The sequence below is a fragment of the Streptomyces sp. NPDC001406 genome (assembly GCF_042895285.1).
In the GTDB taxonomy this organism is placed as follows: Bacteria; Actinomycetota; Actinomycetes; order Streptomycetales; family Streptomycetaceae; genus Streptomyces.
The window spans coordinates 120,817-136,230 of record NZ_JBIAWG010000015.1; the positions used below are offsets into that span (position 1 = coordinate 120,817).

At 71.0% G+C, this 15,414-nt stretch carries 12 protein-coding genes; 5 read left to right on the forward strand and 7 right to left on the reverse strand.

Features of this window, described 5'->3' with window-relative positions:
• Window positions 1–108: 108 nt before the first annotated feature.
• Window positions 109–993, forward strand: a complete 885-nt coding sequence (locus ACFY1J_RS33000; protein WP_390710147.1) for a DUF4429 domain-containing protein — start codon at window positions 109–111, stop codon at window positions 991–993.
• A 30-nt stretch (window positions 994–1,023) separates the two neighbouring features.
• Here the strand turns inward: ACFY1J_RS33000 and ACFY1J_RS33005 are convergent, their stop codons facing one another.
• Window positions 1,024–1,818 carry a class II aldolase/adducin family protein gene (locus ACFY1J_RS33005; RefSeq protein WP_390710148.1) on the reverse strand — a complete coding sequence of 265 codons (795 nt, stop codon included), beginning with the start codon at window positions 1,816–1,818 and terminating at the stop codon, window positions 1,024–1,026.
• A 168-nt stretch (window positions 1,819–1,986) separates the two neighbouring features.
• On the opposite strand from ACFY1J_RS33005, the gene ACFY1J_RS33010 reads away from it, so the two are divergent.
• Together ACFY1J_RS33010 and ACFY1J_RS33015 are read left to right on the forward strand one after the other, a co-directional pair.
• Window positions 1,987–2,613 carry a hypothetical protein gene (locus ACFY1J_RS33010; RefSeq protein WP_390732489.1) on the forward strand — a complete coding sequence of 209 codons (627 nt, stop codon included), beginning with the start codon at window positions 1,987–1,989 and terminating at the stop codon, window positions 2,611–2,613.
• Window positions 2,614–2,698: 85 nt separating this feature from the next.
• On the forward strand, window positions 2,699–3,184 hold the full coding sequence (locus ACFY1J_RS33015; protein ID WP_390710150.1) for a pyridoxamine 5'-phosphate oxidase family protein: 486 nt from the start codon (window positions 2,699–2,701) through the stop codon (window positions 3,182–3,184).
• Window positions 3,185–3,202: 18 nt separating this feature from the next.
• Here ACFY1J_RS33015 and guaA read toward each other — a convergent pair whose 3' ends face one another.
• Entirely contained in the window at window positions 3,203–4,783 is a 1,581-nt protein-coding gene (guaA, locus tag ACFY1J_RS33020) for a glutamine-hydrolyzing GMP synthase (protein WP_363293732.1), read from the reverse strand.
• Window positions 4,784–5,111: 328 nt separating this feature from the next.
• Between guaA and ACFY1J_RS33025 the strand changes: the two genes are divergently transcribed.
• Together ACFY1J_RS33025 and ACFY1J_RS33030 are read left to right on the forward strand one after the other, a co-directional pair.
• Window positions 5,112–5,399 carry a chorismate mutase gene (locus ACFY1J_RS33025; protein ID WP_390710151.1) on the forward strand — a complete coding sequence of 96 codons (288 nt, stop codon included), beginning with the start codon at window positions 5,112–5,114 and terminating at the stop codon, window positions 5,397–5,399.
• A gap of 859 nt (window positions 5,400–6,258) precedes the next feature.
• Entirely contained in the window at window positions 6,259–7,281 is a 1,023-nt protein-coding gene (locus tag ACFY1J_RS33030; RefSeq protein WP_390710152.1) for an LAETG motif-containing sortase-dependent surface protein, read from the forward strand.
• An 86-nt stretch (window positions 7,282–7,367) separates the two neighbouring features.
• Here the strand turns inward: ACFY1J_RS33030 and ACFY1J_RS33035 are convergent, their stop codons facing one another.
• The 5 genes from ACFY1J_RS33035 to ACFY1J_RS33055 all read right to left on the reverse strand — a co-directional run bounded on the left by ACFY1J_RS33035 (window position 7,368) and on the right by ACFY1J_RS33055 (window position 15,374).
• On the reverse strand, window positions 7,368–9,170 hold the full coding sequence (locus tag ACFY1J_RS33035; protein ID WP_390710153.1) for a GMC family oxidoreductase N-terminal domain-containing protein: 1,803 nt from the start codon (window positions 9,168–9,170) through the stop codon (window positions 7,368–7,370).
• A gap of 33 nt (window positions 9,171–9,203) precedes the next feature.
• Window positions 9,204–10,829, reverse strand: coding sequence for a succinic semialdehyde dehydrogenase (locus tag ACFY1J_RS33040; RefSeq protein ID WP_390710154.1), 1,626 nt, complete (start codon window positions 10,827–10,829; stop codon window positions 9,204–9,206).
• 137 nt (window positions 10,830–10,966) lie between these two features.
• Window positions 10,967–11,875, reverse strand: coding sequence for a serine/threonine-protein kinase (locus tag ACFY1J_RS33045; RefSeq protein WP_390732490.1), 909 nt, complete (start codon window positions 11,873–11,875; stop codon window positions 10,967–10,969).
• 147 nt (window positions 11,876–12,022) lie between these two features.
• Window positions 12,023–13,609, reverse strand: coding sequence for a serine/threonine-protein kinase (locus ACFY1J_RS33050; protein WP_390710156.1), 1,587 nt, complete (start codon window positions 13,607–13,609; stop codon window positions 12,023–12,025).
• A gap of 103 nt (window positions 13,610–13,712) precedes the next feature.
• Window positions 13,713–15,374 (reverse strand): protein kinase, encoded by a 1,662-nt coding sequence (locus tag ACFY1J_RS33055; RefSeq protein WP_390732491.1) that lies wholly within the window; start codon window positions 15,372–15,374, stop codon window positions 13,713–13,715.
• Between the last annotated feature and the right edge of the window lie 40 nt (window positions 15,375–15,414).

Genomic DNA, 15,414 nt, shown 5'->3' on the forward strand with positions numbered 1-15,414 from the left:
ATGTGACAAAAGCGAATTGTGCCCTACGCCACCTCGCGCCGGTCCGGCAGGTGGTCACCGCGGGTGAAGTGCGGGCCGCCGTGTTGACCCGGCTGGGAGAATTTCGGTATGGCCGAGATCATCCAGCGGGACGGGACCTGGGCCTTCGACGGCAGCACGGTCCGGATCACACCGGGGCTCCACCGCTCGGTGCCGCTGTTCCGGCAGACGTACGGAGAGATCGCCGTACCCCTGGAGGCCGTGGCGGGCGTGGTCTACGAACCCGAGCGCAAGCGCGGCCGGCTGCGGGTGCGGCTGCGCGAGGGCGCGGATCCGCTGTTGCAGGCCACGGGCGGGCGGCTGCCGGAGCCGGCCGATCCCTATCGGCTGACGGTGGACCTGGACCGGTCCGGGGTCGCCGAGTACATCGCCGAGGAGATCCGGCACGCGCTCCTCCTCGACCGGATCCCCAAGGAGCCCACCAAGGCCTATCTGCTGCCCGGGCCGCCGGTGCCGGTATCGGTGCGTTCCTCCGACGGCACGGTCTCCTTCGACGGCACCCAGGTCCGTATCGACTGGGCCGACACCTCGGACCGGGTCAAACGGGCCACCGGACCCCGGATCATCAACGTCGTCGACCTGGCCCAGGTCGAGTGGCTGCCCAACTCCGGCTACGAGGACGGCCTCCTGCGGTTCGCGTTGCGCGAGACGGTGTTCTCCAGGCTGCCGCCCGAGCGCGACCCGTACGCCCTCGACCTGTGGGGCAGTGTCCGCCGCGATCTGCTCACCGCGCTGGTCGCGGCCGCGGTCACCGCGCGGCTGCCGCATCCGTCCACCCGGACCGGCGTCCCGTACGCCGACCGGGACCGGCCCGCGGGTGCGCTGCCGCCGCCGGCCGACCATCACGACGTACTGCTGCGCCGGCTGCGGGAACTGGGCGAGCTGCACCGGGAAGGGGTGCTCACGGACGAGGAGTTCGCGATGACGAAGGCGGTTGTCCTGCGCGGGTTCTAGCGGTCTGCGGCATGATCCGCCGGACATGCCCTAGCTGAGCAGATCCGGCTCGCTGCGGCTGATGTCCTGCCACAGCGGCTGGTAGTTGATCCAGGCCACCAGGTCGCCGCCGAGCTGTTCACGGGTCGCCACCGCCAGTTTGTGGTCGATGAGCAGGGGGCGGCCCGCCGCCTTCGCCATCAGCTGCACCTGGCAGGACTTCTCCATCGACATGAACCACCAGGCCGCCGCGTCCACCGAGTCGCCGACCGTCAGCAGCCCGTGGTTGCGCAGGACGAGGGCCTTGCGGGAGCCGAGCGCGGCCGCGATCCGGCGGCCCTCCTCGACGTCGACGGCGACGCCCGTGTAGGCGTCGTACAGGGCGTGGTCCTCGTAGAAGGCGCAGCTCTCCTGGCTGAGGGGGTCGAGCAGGTCGCCGAGCGCGGACAGGGCGCGGCCGTGCACCGAGTGGCAGTGGGCGACGGCGACGACGTCCGGGCGGGCGGCGTGCACCTGGGCGTGCACGGTGAACGCCGCCTGGTTGACGTGGTAGCGGCCCTCGATCACCTGCCCGTCCTGGTTGGCGAGGACCAGGTCGCTGACGGTGACGTGCTTGAACGGCATCCCGAACGGATTGACCCAGAAGCAGTCGGAGAACTCCGGGTCGCGTGCGGTGATGTGGCCGGAGACCCCGTCCTCGAATCCGGACCGGCCGAAGAGCCGGAGCGCGCCCGCGAGCCGTTCCTTGCGGTGCCGGCGTTCGTCGTCGAGCGAGTCGTGCATCGGCGGCATCGCGAACTGCAGCTGGTCGGTGGGCAGCGGCAGGGGCGGGGTCGGCCCGTGCATAGGTCCTCCTGCACTGGGTTTTGCTTTACGTGGCGGAAGTTACCGTCGGTCAGCGCAGGAGAACAGAGCCGTTCTGTAAAGAAGACGCCGCAACCGTTCCGGGGGCTCGGTGGTCTGTGATGCGGAACCCGAAGTTCAGCAGCAGTTCTCAGTCACCCGGAGCCCTCCATGAGCCAAGCCGAACGCCATCTCAACAGCCTCATGCGGCAGCTCGCGACCCAGCAGCACGTCGAACTGATCCATCCCTTCGCCGAGCTGAAGACCATGGGCGCGCTCGTGTACGTCGCCGAGTGCTTCGGGTTCCGCTACGCCGGCGTCCGCCTCCTCGGCCGCCACAAGGTGCTGCACATCCATCTCGCGCGTGACCCCGAGCCGTGGGCCCAGCAGCGCGCGGCGACGAACGCGGCCACGTTCACGCAGGTGGGAGCGGGCGGTCCGGTGCCGGGCATGTATCTGAACTCGCTCACCCCGGTCCCCGAGGCCGCGGCGGACGTCGATCTGATCTGCGCCCTCATCAGGTACGACGGCCTGGTCGAGGCCGGCAACCGGAAGCAGCTGCTGACGATGGCCTGGGGCTTCGGGGCCCTGTTCCTGCTGCTGGCGGTGATCACCGGCGTCTACGCCGTGCTGCTGCCGCTCGCCGTACTGATGCCGGTGTGCCTGCTCGGCGCGCTCCGCGTCAACACCGTCCGCCGCGCGAAGCTGGCCCGGCAGCTCACCGCGGCCGGGTGCGCACAGGTGCGGGACCAGGCGGGGCGGGAGCAGTACGTGCGGCCGGTGCCGTTCGCGGCATGACCTCGGACACCTCGGACACCTCGGGTGCCTCGGGTGCCTCGGATACCCGACAGAGGATGTCAGGTATCACCGCCACACTCGCCGTATGACAGCGAATACGGCAGTGAACTGGGCGGCTTTCACCGAGGCGGAACCCGAACTCGCGAAGATCGCGGAAGAGCGCTTCGGTGCCTTCACGCATCACGTCCTCGCCACGCTCCGCAAGGACGGCTCCCCGCGCACCACCGGCCTGGAGGTCCGCTTCCTGAACGGTGAGCTGTGGCTCGGCATGATGCCGGGCTCGCTCAAGGCCCTCGACCTGCTCCGGGACCCGAGGTTCGCGCTGCAGGCGAACCCGGGGCCGGGCACCGCGATGGGCGGCGGGGACATCCGGATCGCCGGGCGGGCGGTCGAGGTCGAGGACCCGGAGGTGAAGGGGGCGTACATGGAAGAGGTGGAACCGCCGCAGCCGTTCCACCTCTTCCGCACCGAGCTGACGGAGGTCGTACGGACCTGTGTCGAGGACGACAAGTACCTCGTCGCCCAGGTCTGGAAGCCCGGAGAGCCGGTGCGCACCCTCAAGCGGACGTGACCTTCGGAGCCGGGAGGGCTACTCCCACTCGATGGTGCCCGGCGGCTTCGAGGTCACGTCGAGGACGACGCGGTTGACGTCGCGGACCTCGTTGGTGATGCGGGTCGAGATGCGCGCGAGGACCTCGTACGGCAGGCGCGACCAGTCGGCGGTCATCGCGTCCTCGGAGGAGACCGGGCGCAGGACGATCGGGTGGCCGTAGGTGCGGCCGTCGCCCTGGACGCCGACGCTGCGGACGTCCGCGAGCAGGACCACCGGGCACTGCCAGATGTCGCGGTCGAGGCCGGCCGCGGTCAGCTCCTCGCGGGCGATGGCGTCGGCCTCGCGCAGCAGGTCCAGGCGCTCCTTGGTGACCTCACCGACGATGCGGATGCCGAGGCCGGGGCCCGGGAAGGGCTGGCGCTGGACGATCTCCTCGGGCAGGCCGAGCTCCTGGCCGACCATCCGGACCTCGTCCTTGAAGAGCTTGCGGAGCGGCTCGACGAGCTTGAACTCCAGGTCCTCGGGGAGGCCGCCGACGTTGTGGTGGGACTTGATGTTGGCGGTGCCGGTGCCGCCACCGGACTCGACCACGTCGGGGTAGAGCGTGCCCTGGACGAGGAACTCGACGGCCGGGCCCTCGTCGGCGATGATCTCGGCCTGCGCCTGCTCGAAGACGCGGATGAACTCGCGGCCGATGATCTTCCGCTTCTCCTCGGGGTCCGAGACCCCCTTGAGGGCGGTGAGGAACCGCTCCTCCGCGTCCACGACCTTCAGCTGCACGCCGGTCGCGGCCACGAAGTCCTTCTCGACCTGCTCGGTCTCGCCCTTGCGCATCAGGCCGTGGTCGACGTACACGCAGGTCAGCTGGGAGCCGATGGCCTTCTGGACCAGGGCGGCGGCGACGGCGGAGTCCACACCGCCGGACAGGCCGCAGATGGCGCGCTTGTCGCCGACCTGCTCACGGATCAGGGCGACCTGCTCGTCGATCACATTGCCCGTGGTCCAGTTCGGGGACAGACCCGCGCCGCGGTAGAGGAAGTGCTCCAGAACCTGCTGGCCGTGCGTGGAGTGCATGACCTCGGGGTGGTACTGGACGCCGTACAGCTTCTTCTCGTCGTTCTCGAAGGCGGCGACCGGGACGACGTCCGTGGACGCCGTGACGGTGAAGCCCTCGGGGGCGGCGGAGCAGGCGTCGCCGTGGGACATCCACACGTGCTGCTCGGCCGGGGTGCCCTCGAAGAGGGTGGAGGACGTCCTGGAGACGTACATGTCCGTACGGCCGTACTCACGGGCGCCGGAGTTGTCGACCGTGCCGCCGAGGGACTGCGCCATCAGCTGGAAGCCGTAGCACATACCGAAGACGGGGACGCCGGCCTCGAAGAGCGCGCGGTCGAGGCCGGGGGCGCCCTGCTCGTACACGGACGAGGGGCCGCCGGAGAGGATGATCGCCGCGGGCTTCTTGGCGAGCATCTCCGCGACCGGCATGGTGCTCGGCACGATCTCGCTGTAGACCCGCGCCTCGCGGACGCGACGGGCGATGAGCTGGGCGTACTGCGCGCCGAAGTCGACGACCAGAACGGTGTCGGGGGTGGCGGCAGCGGAAGTCGCTGATGACACGGGGTGCCTTCCGGCGGTTTGGGCGGGGGTCTGTGCTGTCGATTCTAACGGGGCGGGCGTGGGTGACCTCGCCCTCGTCCCAAGGCTGCCGTCCCCGGACCCCCGACAGATCAGGAATGCGGCGTGGCATACTGACCACCATGCTCACGCAGATGACCTTCCTCTTTACCTATGGCAACCGGCCCGCCGGCTGCCATGGTCGTCCTGCTTGAGCGAAACGCCGAGCGACTTCCCAGGCGCCCCGGGCCGACAAGGCCCGGGGCGCCTGTCGTTTTCCGGGTCCTGCCGTTCCGGGGCATCGCGTCCGAACCGATGAGGAGCCCCCGACATGACCGTCACCCCCGCAGAGAAGACCGGCGCCCGTACCGCCGAGGCCGCCGATGTGATCACCGGTGCGCGGGAACGCATCGATACGCTCGACGACCGGATCATCGGACTGATCCAGGAACGGATGGCGGTGTCCGCCGTGATCCAGGAGGCCCGGATCACCTCCGGCGGGCGCCGGGTGAACCTCTCCCGCGAGATGGAGGTCCTCGGCCACTACCGGGAGGCGCTGGGCAAGCCGGGTACGTCCCTCGCCATGACCCTGCTCGAACTGTGCCGTGGTCGTATCTGAGTTCGAGTCGGCACTCACCCGTACGGCGCGTGACCGGCCCGCGCACCGCTTCGTTGGTCCCGGTGTCCGTGCCAGCCAGGGGCGGGCCCGAAAGAACCACGCGTGGCTCGCTGGAGCGATGAGACGTGCGGATCGTGCCGTGCGTCGTGGGACCTCGCTCCAGGAAGGTGACCGGACGGCAGGGGACAGCAGCCCGGTCATTCAAGAGAACGGTCGGCTCCGGGGACGCCCGGGGCCGACCGGCGGAAAAAGCAAAAATGCACAAGGGCTGGGTCAAACGGTTGCGGAGGCCGCGCCCATCCAGCACGATGCGTAGAAAGCCCCCCAAGTCCCCGGACACACAACCGCATTGCAATGCGCTGCCCGACCGCCAGAGGTCGAGACCATCCGCGCGCCCCGAATGCGCCGGGGCGCCGACCGAGGCGCACAGGGCAGATAGGGCAACAGAGAGCAAGCGGCGCAACCCCCCGGCGCCGCTCCCCGGGCACCGACGCTGCCCTGACGTCGGTGCTGACGGAGAAGGGCCCCGCGGTTCCGTCCCGCGGGGCCCTTCGCATGCCCGCATGCCCGCATGCTCTCGTGCCCGCGCGATCTCGTGCCCGCGCGATCTCGTGCCCGCGCGATCTCGTGCGGCCCTTTCTCAGCTCACATGTGACCCAGGCCACATAAGAATCCTGTGAGTGAGCGTGCAACCTTTCACCCACCTCAGTGATCAAACCCGCTGAATCAAAGAAACCGGTAAGAGCCGGTAAGAGCCGGTCACACAGCAGAAACCAAGGGTCACACCCGCGCCCCACACGCGGAGCCCGCCTCCACTTCGTGCCGCCCGCCGCGGCACGCCGGACTCCTCGAGGTCTTCATGAAGCTTCGCCGTGCCATGGCCGCAGCTGCCGCGACGGCTGTCATAGCCCCGCTCGCTCTCCTGTCCGCGCCTGCCGCTTTCGCGGACGAGTCCACGTCGCCCACTCCCACCGAGACCGTGACGTCCGAGGCGCCCACCGAGATTCCGAGCGACACGGCCTCCGCGTCCGCACCCGAGACCGAGACGCCTCCTCCCACCACCGAGACGCCGGGCAGCAGCGCGTCCGCCTCGGTGACCCCGAGCGGCAGCGCGAGCGCGTCCACCGAGCCCGAGCCCTCCGAGACGGCCGAGCCGAGCGAGGACCCGTCGGACCCCGACGTGCCGTTCTGCGAGGACCTCGACGAGAACTTCGGCGACGCCAAGGTGTCCGCCGACATCAAGGGCCTGCCGGGCAAGATCGTCGCGGGTGACGGCTTCCACAACTTCAAGCTGGTCGTCACCAACGACTCCAAGGCCGACATCAAGGGCGTCGCCTTCTACGCCGAGGTCGAGAACTACGAGCTCGACGAGTCGAAGTACCTGAGCCCGTACGTCGACCTGGAGTTCAAGAACCCCGAGGACGGCTCCTGGGACCGCATCGGCAGCGACGACTGGGCCGGCGACTACTTCTTCTACGTGGAGAAGCTGAAGTCCGGCGCGAGCCAGTCGATCGACCTGCGCGTCAGCATCGACGCCAAGGCCCCCGCCGGCGACGCCTACTCCTTCGGCTCCGGCGCCTACCTCGACAACGTCAAGGGCCAGGACTGCATCGCCGAGGGCTGGGCCCAGTACGACTTCGAGGTCCTGAAGGCCGGCTCCTCGAACCCCGAGCCGGGTGACGCCACCCCGAGCGACAACGGCAGCAAGGACTCGCCGAAGAAGCCGCAGGGTGACGTCTCCGACCTGCCGACCGGCAACCTCGCCGAGACCGGCTCCAGCTCCGCGCTGCCGGTGCTCGGCCTCGTCGGCGGTGTCGCCGTCGTCGCCGGTGCGGGCGCGGTGTTCGTGGTGCGCCGCCGGAGGACCGCGGCCGGCGCGTAGCCGGTACGCACAGACAAGAGAGGGACCTGCGCTCGGAGGGGGGGCGCAGGTCCCTTTTTCTCTGCCGTGCTGTCGGCCGTCGCGGGCTACTCCTTCGGCGGTACCGCCGGCATCCCCAGGAACGGCAGCCGCAGTGCGCCGAACGCGTCCGCCGGGACCACCGGGTTCGCCGGCTCCACCGGCTTCAGGCGTTCGTACGCCACGCCCTGCGCCGGGCGCGGGTCCGCCTCGCCCTTGTTGGGCCAGTACGACATCGCCCGCTCGGCCTGCGCGGTGATCGTCAGCGACGGGTTGACGCCCAGGTTCGCCGACACCGCCGCGCCGTCGACCACCGATATTCCGGGGTGGCCGTACAGCCGGTGGTACGGGTCGATCACACCGGTCTCGGGTGAGGCTCCGATCGGACAGCCGCCGAGGAAGTGCGCGGTCAGCGGGGTGCCCATCAGCTCGCCTACGTTGCTGCCCGCGAAGCCGTTGATCTCCGAGGCCAGCGCGGAGGCCGCCTCCGAGGCCGCCCTGATCTGCTTCGGGTTGGGCGCGCCATGACCCTGGCGGGCGGTGAGCAGGCCCTTGCCGACGCCGTTCGGCTTCAGATACGTCGTCAGGGAGTTGTCCAGCGACTGCATCACCAGGCCGATGATGGTCCGCTCCGACCAGCGGCGGTTGGAGAGAGAGCGAGCTACCAGCAGCGGGTGGCGTGCCGCGTTCGCCAGCCAGGCCAGCACGCGCGAGGAGCCCTCGGCGTACGGGACCTGGAGGATCGACATGCCGCCCATCGCGTTGGAGCCCTTGCCGTAGCGGACCGGCTCGATGTGCGTGTCCTCGTCCGGGTGGATCGAGGAGGTGATCGCCACACCCCGGGTGAAGTCGGCCTTCGTGCCGTGCGCCTTGCGGTAGCGCCGGTCGTCGGTCTGGGCGCCCACCAGCGCCTCGGAGTTGGTGCGGGTCAGATCGCCCAGCCGGCCGGAGAGGTGGGGCAACTGGCCGTTCGCCTTCATGCGGTGCAGCAGCGTCTGGGTGCCGTAGGTGCCGGCCGCGATGACGACCCGCCGCGCGGTGAAGGTGCGCCCCTTGCCCTTCTTCTTCTCGTCCGTCGGCAGGGTCGCGACGGCGTATCCGCCCCGGGAGTCGTCCGTGACGGACACGACCGTCGTCATGGGGTGGACCACCGCGCCCGCCTTCTCGGCGAGGTGGAGGTAGTTCTCGTTGAGGGTGTTCTTCGCGCCGTGCCGGCAGCCGGTCATGCACTCACCGCACTCGGTGCAGGCCTTGCGGGACGGGCCCACCCCGCCGAAGTACGGGTCGGCGACCTCCTGACCCGGCCGCGTCCTCGACTTTCCGTCGGCGTCGTCGCCGTCCCCGAAGAACACCCCGACCGGCGCCATGTGGAAGGTGTCGCCGACCCCCATCCGCTGCGCCGCCGCCTTCAGGTGCACGTCGGAGGGGGTCATGGTCGGGTTGAGCCGTACGCCGAGCATGCGCCGCGCCTGGTCGTAGTACGGCTTCAGCTCCTCCTGCCAGTCGGTGATGTCGCGCCACTGCGGGTCGTCGAAGAAGGCCTTCGGCGGTACGTAGAGGGTGTTGGCGTAGTTGAGCGAGCCGCCGCCCACTCCGGCGCCGGCCAGCACCATCACATTGCCCAGCAGATGGATGCGCTGGATGCCGTACATGCCGAGCCTGGGGGCCCAGAGGTAGTTCTTCAGGTCCCACGAGTTCTTCGGGAGGGTGTCGCGGGTGAAGCGGCGGCCGGCCTCCAGGACGCCGACGCGGTAGCCCTTCTCGGTCAGGCGCAGCGCGGTCACGGACCCGCCGAACCCCGATCCCACGACGATGACGTCGTAGTCGTACCCGTCCTCGTCCCGGGTCTGGACAGACTTCTCCTGCGACACGTGCTGCTCTCCTCGTTGAGAACGGGGTTCTGTCTAGCGGAAGCGGAACGCCTTCATCAGCCGGAGGCTCCGGCTCATGAACCGCGCGTACTTCTCGTCGTCCATGCCCAGCGACGGAGCCATCGGCAGCAGCCGCTGCTGGGCGACGGTCTGGGCCTCGGTGTACTTGAGGATGCCCTCGGAGCCGTGCCGGCGGCCGAGGCCGGAGTCCTTCATGCCGCCCATCGGCGACTGGACGCTGCCGTAGGCCGGGGCGTAGCCCTCGTTGACGTTCACGGTGCCGGTGCGCAGCCGGGAGGCGACATCGCGGCCGCGCCGGCCGTCCTTCGTCCAGACCGAGGAATTGAGGCCGTACGGCGTCGAGTTGGCCGCCTCCACCGCCTCGTCGTCGCTCTTGAAGCGGTAGAGGGAGACGACCGGGCCGAAGGTCTCCTCCGCGCACACGGCCATCGGGGTCTCGACGCCGTCGAGGATGGTCGGCTCGAAGAAGTACGGGCCGATGTCGGGACGGGCGACGCCACCGGCGACCAGCCTGGCGCCCTTGGCGACAGCCTCCTCGACATGCCGCTTGACGGTCTCCAGCTGCCGCTCGCCGACCAGCGAGCCCATGTCGGCGCCGTAGGCCAGCGACCTGCCGAGGCGCATGGCCTTCGTACGGGCGGCGAAGCGCTCCAGGAAGGCGTCGGCGATCGACTCGTGGACGTACAGCCGCTCGATGGAGATGCAGAGCTGGCCCGCGGAGGAGAAGCAGGCGCGGACCGCGCCGGCGGCCGCCTTCTCGATGTCGGCGTCCTCCAGGACCAGCATGGCGTTCTTGCCGCCGAGTTCGAGGGAGACGCCGACCAGGCGGGCCGCCGCACCTTGCGCGACCTCGCGCCCGGTGCGGGTGGAGCCGGTGAAGGAGACGTAGTCGGCGTGCTTGACGACCTCCGGTCCGACGACCGGGCCCTCGCCGAGCACGACCTGGAAGACATCGGCGGGCAGGCCGGCCTCGATCAGCAGGTCCCGGGCCCACAGGGCCGTCAGACAGGTCTCGGTGTCGGGCTTCATGACGACGGCGTTGCCCGCGACGAAGGCGGGCAGGGCGTCGCCGACGGAGAGTTCGAGGGGGTAGTTCCAGGGGGCGATCTGGCCGACGACACCGCGCGGGTGGCGCAGCTCGGTCACCTTCGTCAGGGTGGGCATGGCACCGGCGTGCCGCTTCGGCCCCAGGTAGGCGGGTGCCTTGCGGCCGTAGTGCCGGGAGGCGACGACGACGGCCTGGACCTCCTCGTGGGCGTGCAGGCGGGCCTTGCCGGTCTCCAGCTGGATGAGGTCGAGCACCTCGGCCTGGCGCTCCAGGATCAGGTCGTGGAAGCGCAGGAGGACGGCGGCGCGCTCGCGTACCGGCCGCTGGGCCCAGACGGCCTGGGCGGCGCGGGCGGCCTCGAAGGCCTTGGCCACGTCCTCGGGGGTGGACTCGGGCAGATCGGCCAGCTTCTCGCCGGTGAAGGGCGTGTGGTTGGCGGTACGGCCGGAGCCGACCACGCCCTTGGTGAGCTGGGCGACCAGCTCCGGGGTGACCACGTCGGCGGCGGTACGGGCGCCCGCGGGGGCGGGGGCGAGGGGATTCGTGCCAGTGATTTCCGTGGCCTGTTCCGGGGCCTGCGAGTCCGTCATGACGCGCAGGGTATGCCGGAGCGGAAGCTTTGGGTACCCGCCGGTAACGGGGATTCACGGACTGCTCACACACCGCCAGTGACCACTGGCAGCAAATGCGCTGATCAGGGGTTGTGCGGCGACGGTCGTCCGGTGATTCAGTCCACTCCCGGTTTTCTCGGGAGGAGCAGGCCGAGGGCGGTGAGCAGGGGGCGCCGGGGCGGGGGTGTCATTTCGAGCGCGGGTACAGGGGCCGGTATGCGCAGCGGCTCCGGCCCGGGTACGGGCTCGGGTGCCGGCGGCGGCGAGGGCACCCCGGCGATGTCCTCCAGTACGGCCGCCACCTCCTCCGCTCCCGGCCGCTGCTCCGGCAACTCCGCCCGGAGCCGCGCGAGCAGCGCCGAGAGCGGTCCGGCCTGCTCGTGCTCATGGTCCACGGCGGCGTGGAGCAGGGCGCCCAGGGACCAGAGGTCGGAGGCGGGCCCGGCGCCACGCCCCGCCAGCTGCTCCGGGGCGACGAAGCCGAGGGTCTCGCCGGGGACGGGGCCGTGGCCGATGCCGAAGTCGGTGAGGACCACGCGGTCGGTGCCGGATTCCAGAAGGACGTTCTCCGGCTTGACGTCACGGTGCACGATGCCGACGCAGTGCGCGGCGCGCAGGGCACCGAGGACGGCGAGCCCGACGCGCGCGGCCTCGGCGGGGTCGAGGGGCCCGCGTTCGAGGGCCGTGCGGAGCGACTCCCCGTGGACGAACTCCATGACGATCCAGGGAAGTCCGTCCTCGACCACGACCTCGTGGATGGCGAGGGCGGCGGGGTGGTCGACGCGGGAGGCGGCCCGCGCCTCGTGGTGCAGCCGGTGGACGCCCCGCCGGTGGTCCTCGTCCTCCGGGTCACCGGTGAGCCGGAGTTCCTTGACGGCGACGTCCCGCTCCCCCGCCTCGTCGCGCGCCCGCCACACGGTGCCCGTCGTGCCGGAGCCGATGCGCTCGGTCAGCCGGTAGCGTCCGCCGAGCAGAAACCCGCCGGATTCGCGTCCGTCGGGCGCATGTTCGCCGTCTTCGCTCATGCCTCATGAGTACCGTGCATACCGGGCTCTTGTCGAAGCGGGCGGCACGGGGACCGCCAACTCCCGCTCGTCCGCCGCCGGTTCGAGCACTCGCCAACTCCCGCTCGTCCACTGCCCGTTCGAGCACCCCCCGAGGCCCCGGCGCGGTCAGGGCCGGTCGACGCCCAGGTTCGCGATCGCCGCCTTCGCCACCTCCCGGCCCCGGGCGGTGAAGTCGCCCCTGCCCGGGTAGCTGATGGTGAGCTTGTACATGTCCCCGGCCTTGGTCCGGTAGTAGAAGATCCGCAGTTCGCGCAGGCGCGGGTTCTGGCTGTCGTCGGTCGTGTAGACGACGGTGTTCATCGCCGCCTGCCTGCCGTGGTACCTGGCGTCACCGTCGACGTGCGTCCTCGGCCCCTTGGGCATGCCGACGGTGTAATCGCCGTCGCTCTTGAACTTCTCGTTGTCGGCGTACATCTGGGCCGGCGCGGAGTTCTTGATCTCGTGGAGGGAGTCGTCGGACTTCCTGGACAGTTTCAGGGCGATCCAGATGGCGCCGCTCTCGTCGGTGTAGGTGACCCAGTTCTTGTCGGAGTCGTTCTTGGCCGGGTGACCCGGCCTGTATGTGTCGGGGAACGCCACGGTCGCGCCCAGCCGGGGGCTCGGCGCCTTCTTCCAGCCGTCGGGGAGCGGCCCCGCGAAGGGGTCGGCGAGCACCAGGTACCCCGCCACCACCGCCGCGACGACCAGCGCGCCGACGCCGAGCCATGCCTTGCGGCCGAGCCGGCGGGAAGGCGCGGCGGGCCCGGCGACCTGCACGACCCGGGTGGGCTCCGGGGCGGGCGGGTTCGCGGCCGTCTCCAGCAGGGCGCGGACCCGGGCCGCGTCCGGGCGGTGTGCCGGGTCCTTCTGGAGGAGGCCGTTGATGGCCTCGGCCAGCGGTCCCCGCGCGGAGGCGGGCGGCGCGGGCGTGGCGTTGAGGACCGACTGGAGGGTGGCCGGGGTGTTGCTGCGCCGGAAGGGCGAGACCCCCTCCGTGGCCGCGTACAGGACCACGCCCAGGGACCACAGATCGCTCGCCGGGCCGGGCCGCTGCCCCAGCACCCGCTCCGGCGCGATGTACTCGGGCGAGCCCACGAAGCCGCCCGTGTCCGTCAGATTCGTCTCGCCCTCGATCTGCGCGATGCCGAAGTCGGTGAGGACGACCCGGTCGTGCCGGCCGAGCAGTACGTTGTCCGGCTTGACGTCGCGGTGCAGAACGCCCGCCGCGTGCGCCGCCTCCAGCGCGCCCAGCACCTGAAGACCGATCCGGGCCGCCTCGCGCGCGTCGAGGGTGCCCTCCTGGAGGGCGTCGCCGAGCGTCCGCCCGTGAACCAGTTCCATGACGATCCATGGCTTGCCGTCCACGATCGCCACGTCGTGGACGTTCACCACCGCCGGATGGTCGAGCCGGGCCGCCGCACGGGCCTCGCGGCGCATTCGCTCGTAGGCGTTGGCACGTTCACGCTCGGGAAGATGGTCCGGTACGCGCGGCTCCTTCACCGCGACCTCGCGGTCCACCGTCTCGTCCTTGGCCCGCCACACCGTGCCCATTCCGCCGTGGCCCAGCTTGGCGAGCAGCCGGTAGCGACCGGCGATCAGCCGCTCCGCGTACGGATTGCCCGGGTGGGGCAGGTGCGCGGGCGGGTTCGGCGGTTGCAGACCGAAACTCGTCGGCTCGTCGGCCCCTTGGCGGGCTCCCCCGTTGCCTCTCATGGGTCCATCCATATCGCGCCACGCGCCGACGCTTCCACAGCTGACGCCGACCGGTCACAGACCCGTGACCCAGGATGCCGGGAATCTCCCGTTCCCGGCCGTTTCAGGACCGTACGAACGTGTCCACCGCGACGTCGAAGTACTCCCGCGCCTCCCGCACCTTGCCGACCGGCGCCGACACCCACACGTCGTACAACTGCCCGGCCTCCTCCCAGCACACGTCGTAGGTGTGCCGGGGCCCCTCCGCCGCGCTGAAGCCGTTCCAGCTGAACTCCCAGAGCGCGGCGGGGTGTCCGTTGTGCGTGGTCCGGGTGACCCGGCCGTCGTGGTAGCCGGGGTTCGTGCTCGGGCCCTCGGCGGCCGCCCGGTGCATCACGGCCGACGGGCCGCCCGTTTCGGGGTCGGACACCTTGATGCCGAGGCGGAAGGCCTCCCCCGGCGACATGTAGAAGATGCGCTCGCCCTGCGGCTTGCGCGTGAACCCCTCGGGTACGGCGACGGAGAACCCGCCCGGGTCCTCGGCGATGCGGTAACCCGAGGGTGCCGTACGGGTGTTGGCCGCGCTGGGGGACAGGGAGGCGTTGCCGGACGGGGAGCCGGTCACGGTGACCGTGGGGGTGACCGCGGAAGGCGTCGGGGCGGTCGCGGACGTGTGCGGCGCCGAACTCGTCGGCACACCGCCGCCGTCCCCGCCGCCCCCCTTCATCAGCAGGGCCGCAGCAGACACGCCCGCCCCTGCCATCGCGGCGACGAGCAGCGCCGCCAGCAGCACGCCCCGCGTGGACTGCCTGGCCTGCGGATCCACCCCGGGCGACGTCGGCTCCGGGCGGGGCACATCGCGCTGCGTCGGCGTGTAGGGGACCTGCAGTTTCGGTGTGCGGCCCGAGCCGGGCCCGGGCGTACGGCTCTTGCCGGACGTGCTCACCGGCGTACGCCCCGTCTCCAGGAACGCCCGCAGCATCCGCTCCGCCTCCGCGGCGTCCAGCCGCCGGTCCGGATCGCGCTCCAGCAGCCCCCGTACGACGGGCAGCAGCGGCTCGGCCTGCGCGGGCGGACGGATCTCGCCGGCGACGACGGCGTGCAGGATGCCGCCGAGCGAGTCGCGCCGGAACGGTGACTCGCCGCTCAGCACCGCGCACAGCAGCGCGCCGAGCGACCACAGGTCGGACTCCGGCCCGGTCCTGACCCCGGACATCCGCTCGGGCGCGGTGTATTCGGGCGAGCCCACGAAGGAACCGGTCTCGGTGAGCGTGGTGGCGCCCGCGACCTGCGCGATACCGAAGTCGGTGAGGACGACCCGGTCGGTACCGGCCTCGACCAGGACGTTCGCGGGCTTGATGTCCCGGTGCAGCACACCGGCCGCGTGCGCGGTGCGCAGCGCGCTCAGCAGGTCGATGCCGATACGGGCGGCCTCGGCGGCATCGACCGGACCGCGCGCCGAGACGCGGTCGGCGAGCGATCCGCCGTCGATCAGCTCCATCACGATGTACGGCCGCTCGTCGTCCTCGACGACGTCGTGCACCACGATGATGTGCGAGTGGCGCAGCTGCGCCACCGCGCGGGCCTCGCGAAGGGTGCGGTCACGGTGCCGTCGGGCGTCGTCGTCCGAGAGGGAGTCGTCCTGGGCGAGCTCCTTGACCGCCACCCGCCGGCCCAGCAGCTGGTCGGTCGCCCGCCATACGACACCCATCCCGCCGCGCCCGATGCGGGCCTCCAGACGGTAACGGCCCGCAATCACACGGAAGTCGTCCCCCTCGGTCCCCATGGGCCCCATCATGCCGCACCGGACGGCTGCGCTCCGGGTC

Excerpts from the sequence above, each read along its gene's own strand:
- ACFY1J_RS33000 (WP_390710147.1), top strand. The coding sequence starts at position 109 with ATGGCCGAGATCATCCAGCGGGACGGGACCTGGGCCTTCGACGGCAGC.
- ACFY1J_RS33005 (WP_390710148.1), bottom strand. The coding sequence starts at position 1,818 with ATGCACGGGCCGACCCCGCCCCTGCCGCTGCCCACCGACCAGCTGCAG.
- ACFY1J_RS33010 (WP_390732489.1), top strand. The coding sequence starts at position 1,987 with ATGAGCCAAGCCGAACGCCATCTCAACAGCCTCATGCGGCAGCTCGCG.
- ACFY1J_RS33015 (WP_390710150.1), top strand. The coding sequence starts at position 2,699 with ATGACAGCGAATACGGCAGTGAACTGGGCGGCTTTCACCGAGGCGGAA.
- ACFY1J_RS33025 (WP_390710151.1), top strand. The coding sequence starts at position 5,112 with ATGACCGTCACCCCCGCAGAGAAGACCGGCGCCCGTACCGCCGAGGCC.
- ACFY1J_RS33030 (WP_390710152.1), top strand. The coding sequence starts at position 6,259 with ATGAAGCTTCGCCGTGCCATGGCCGCAGCTGCCGCGACGGCTGTCATA.
- ACFY1J_RS33040 (WP_390710154.1), bottom strand. The coding sequence starts at position 10,829 with ATGACGGACTCGCAGGCCCCGGAACAGGCCACGGAAATCACTGGCACG.
- ACFY1J_RS33045 (WP_390732490.1), bottom strand. The coding sequence starts at position 11,875 with ATGAGCGAAGACGGCGAACATGCGCCCGACGGACGCGAATCCGGCGGG.
- ACFY1J_RS33050 (WP_390710156.1), bottom strand. The coding sequence starts at position 13,609 with ATGAGAGGCAACGGGGGAGCCCGCCAAGGGGCCGACGAGCCGACGAGT.
- ACFY1J_RS33055 (WP_390732491.1), bottom strand. The coding sequence starts at position 15,374 with ATGGGGACCGAGGGGGACGACTTCCGTGTGATTGCGGGCCGTTACCGT.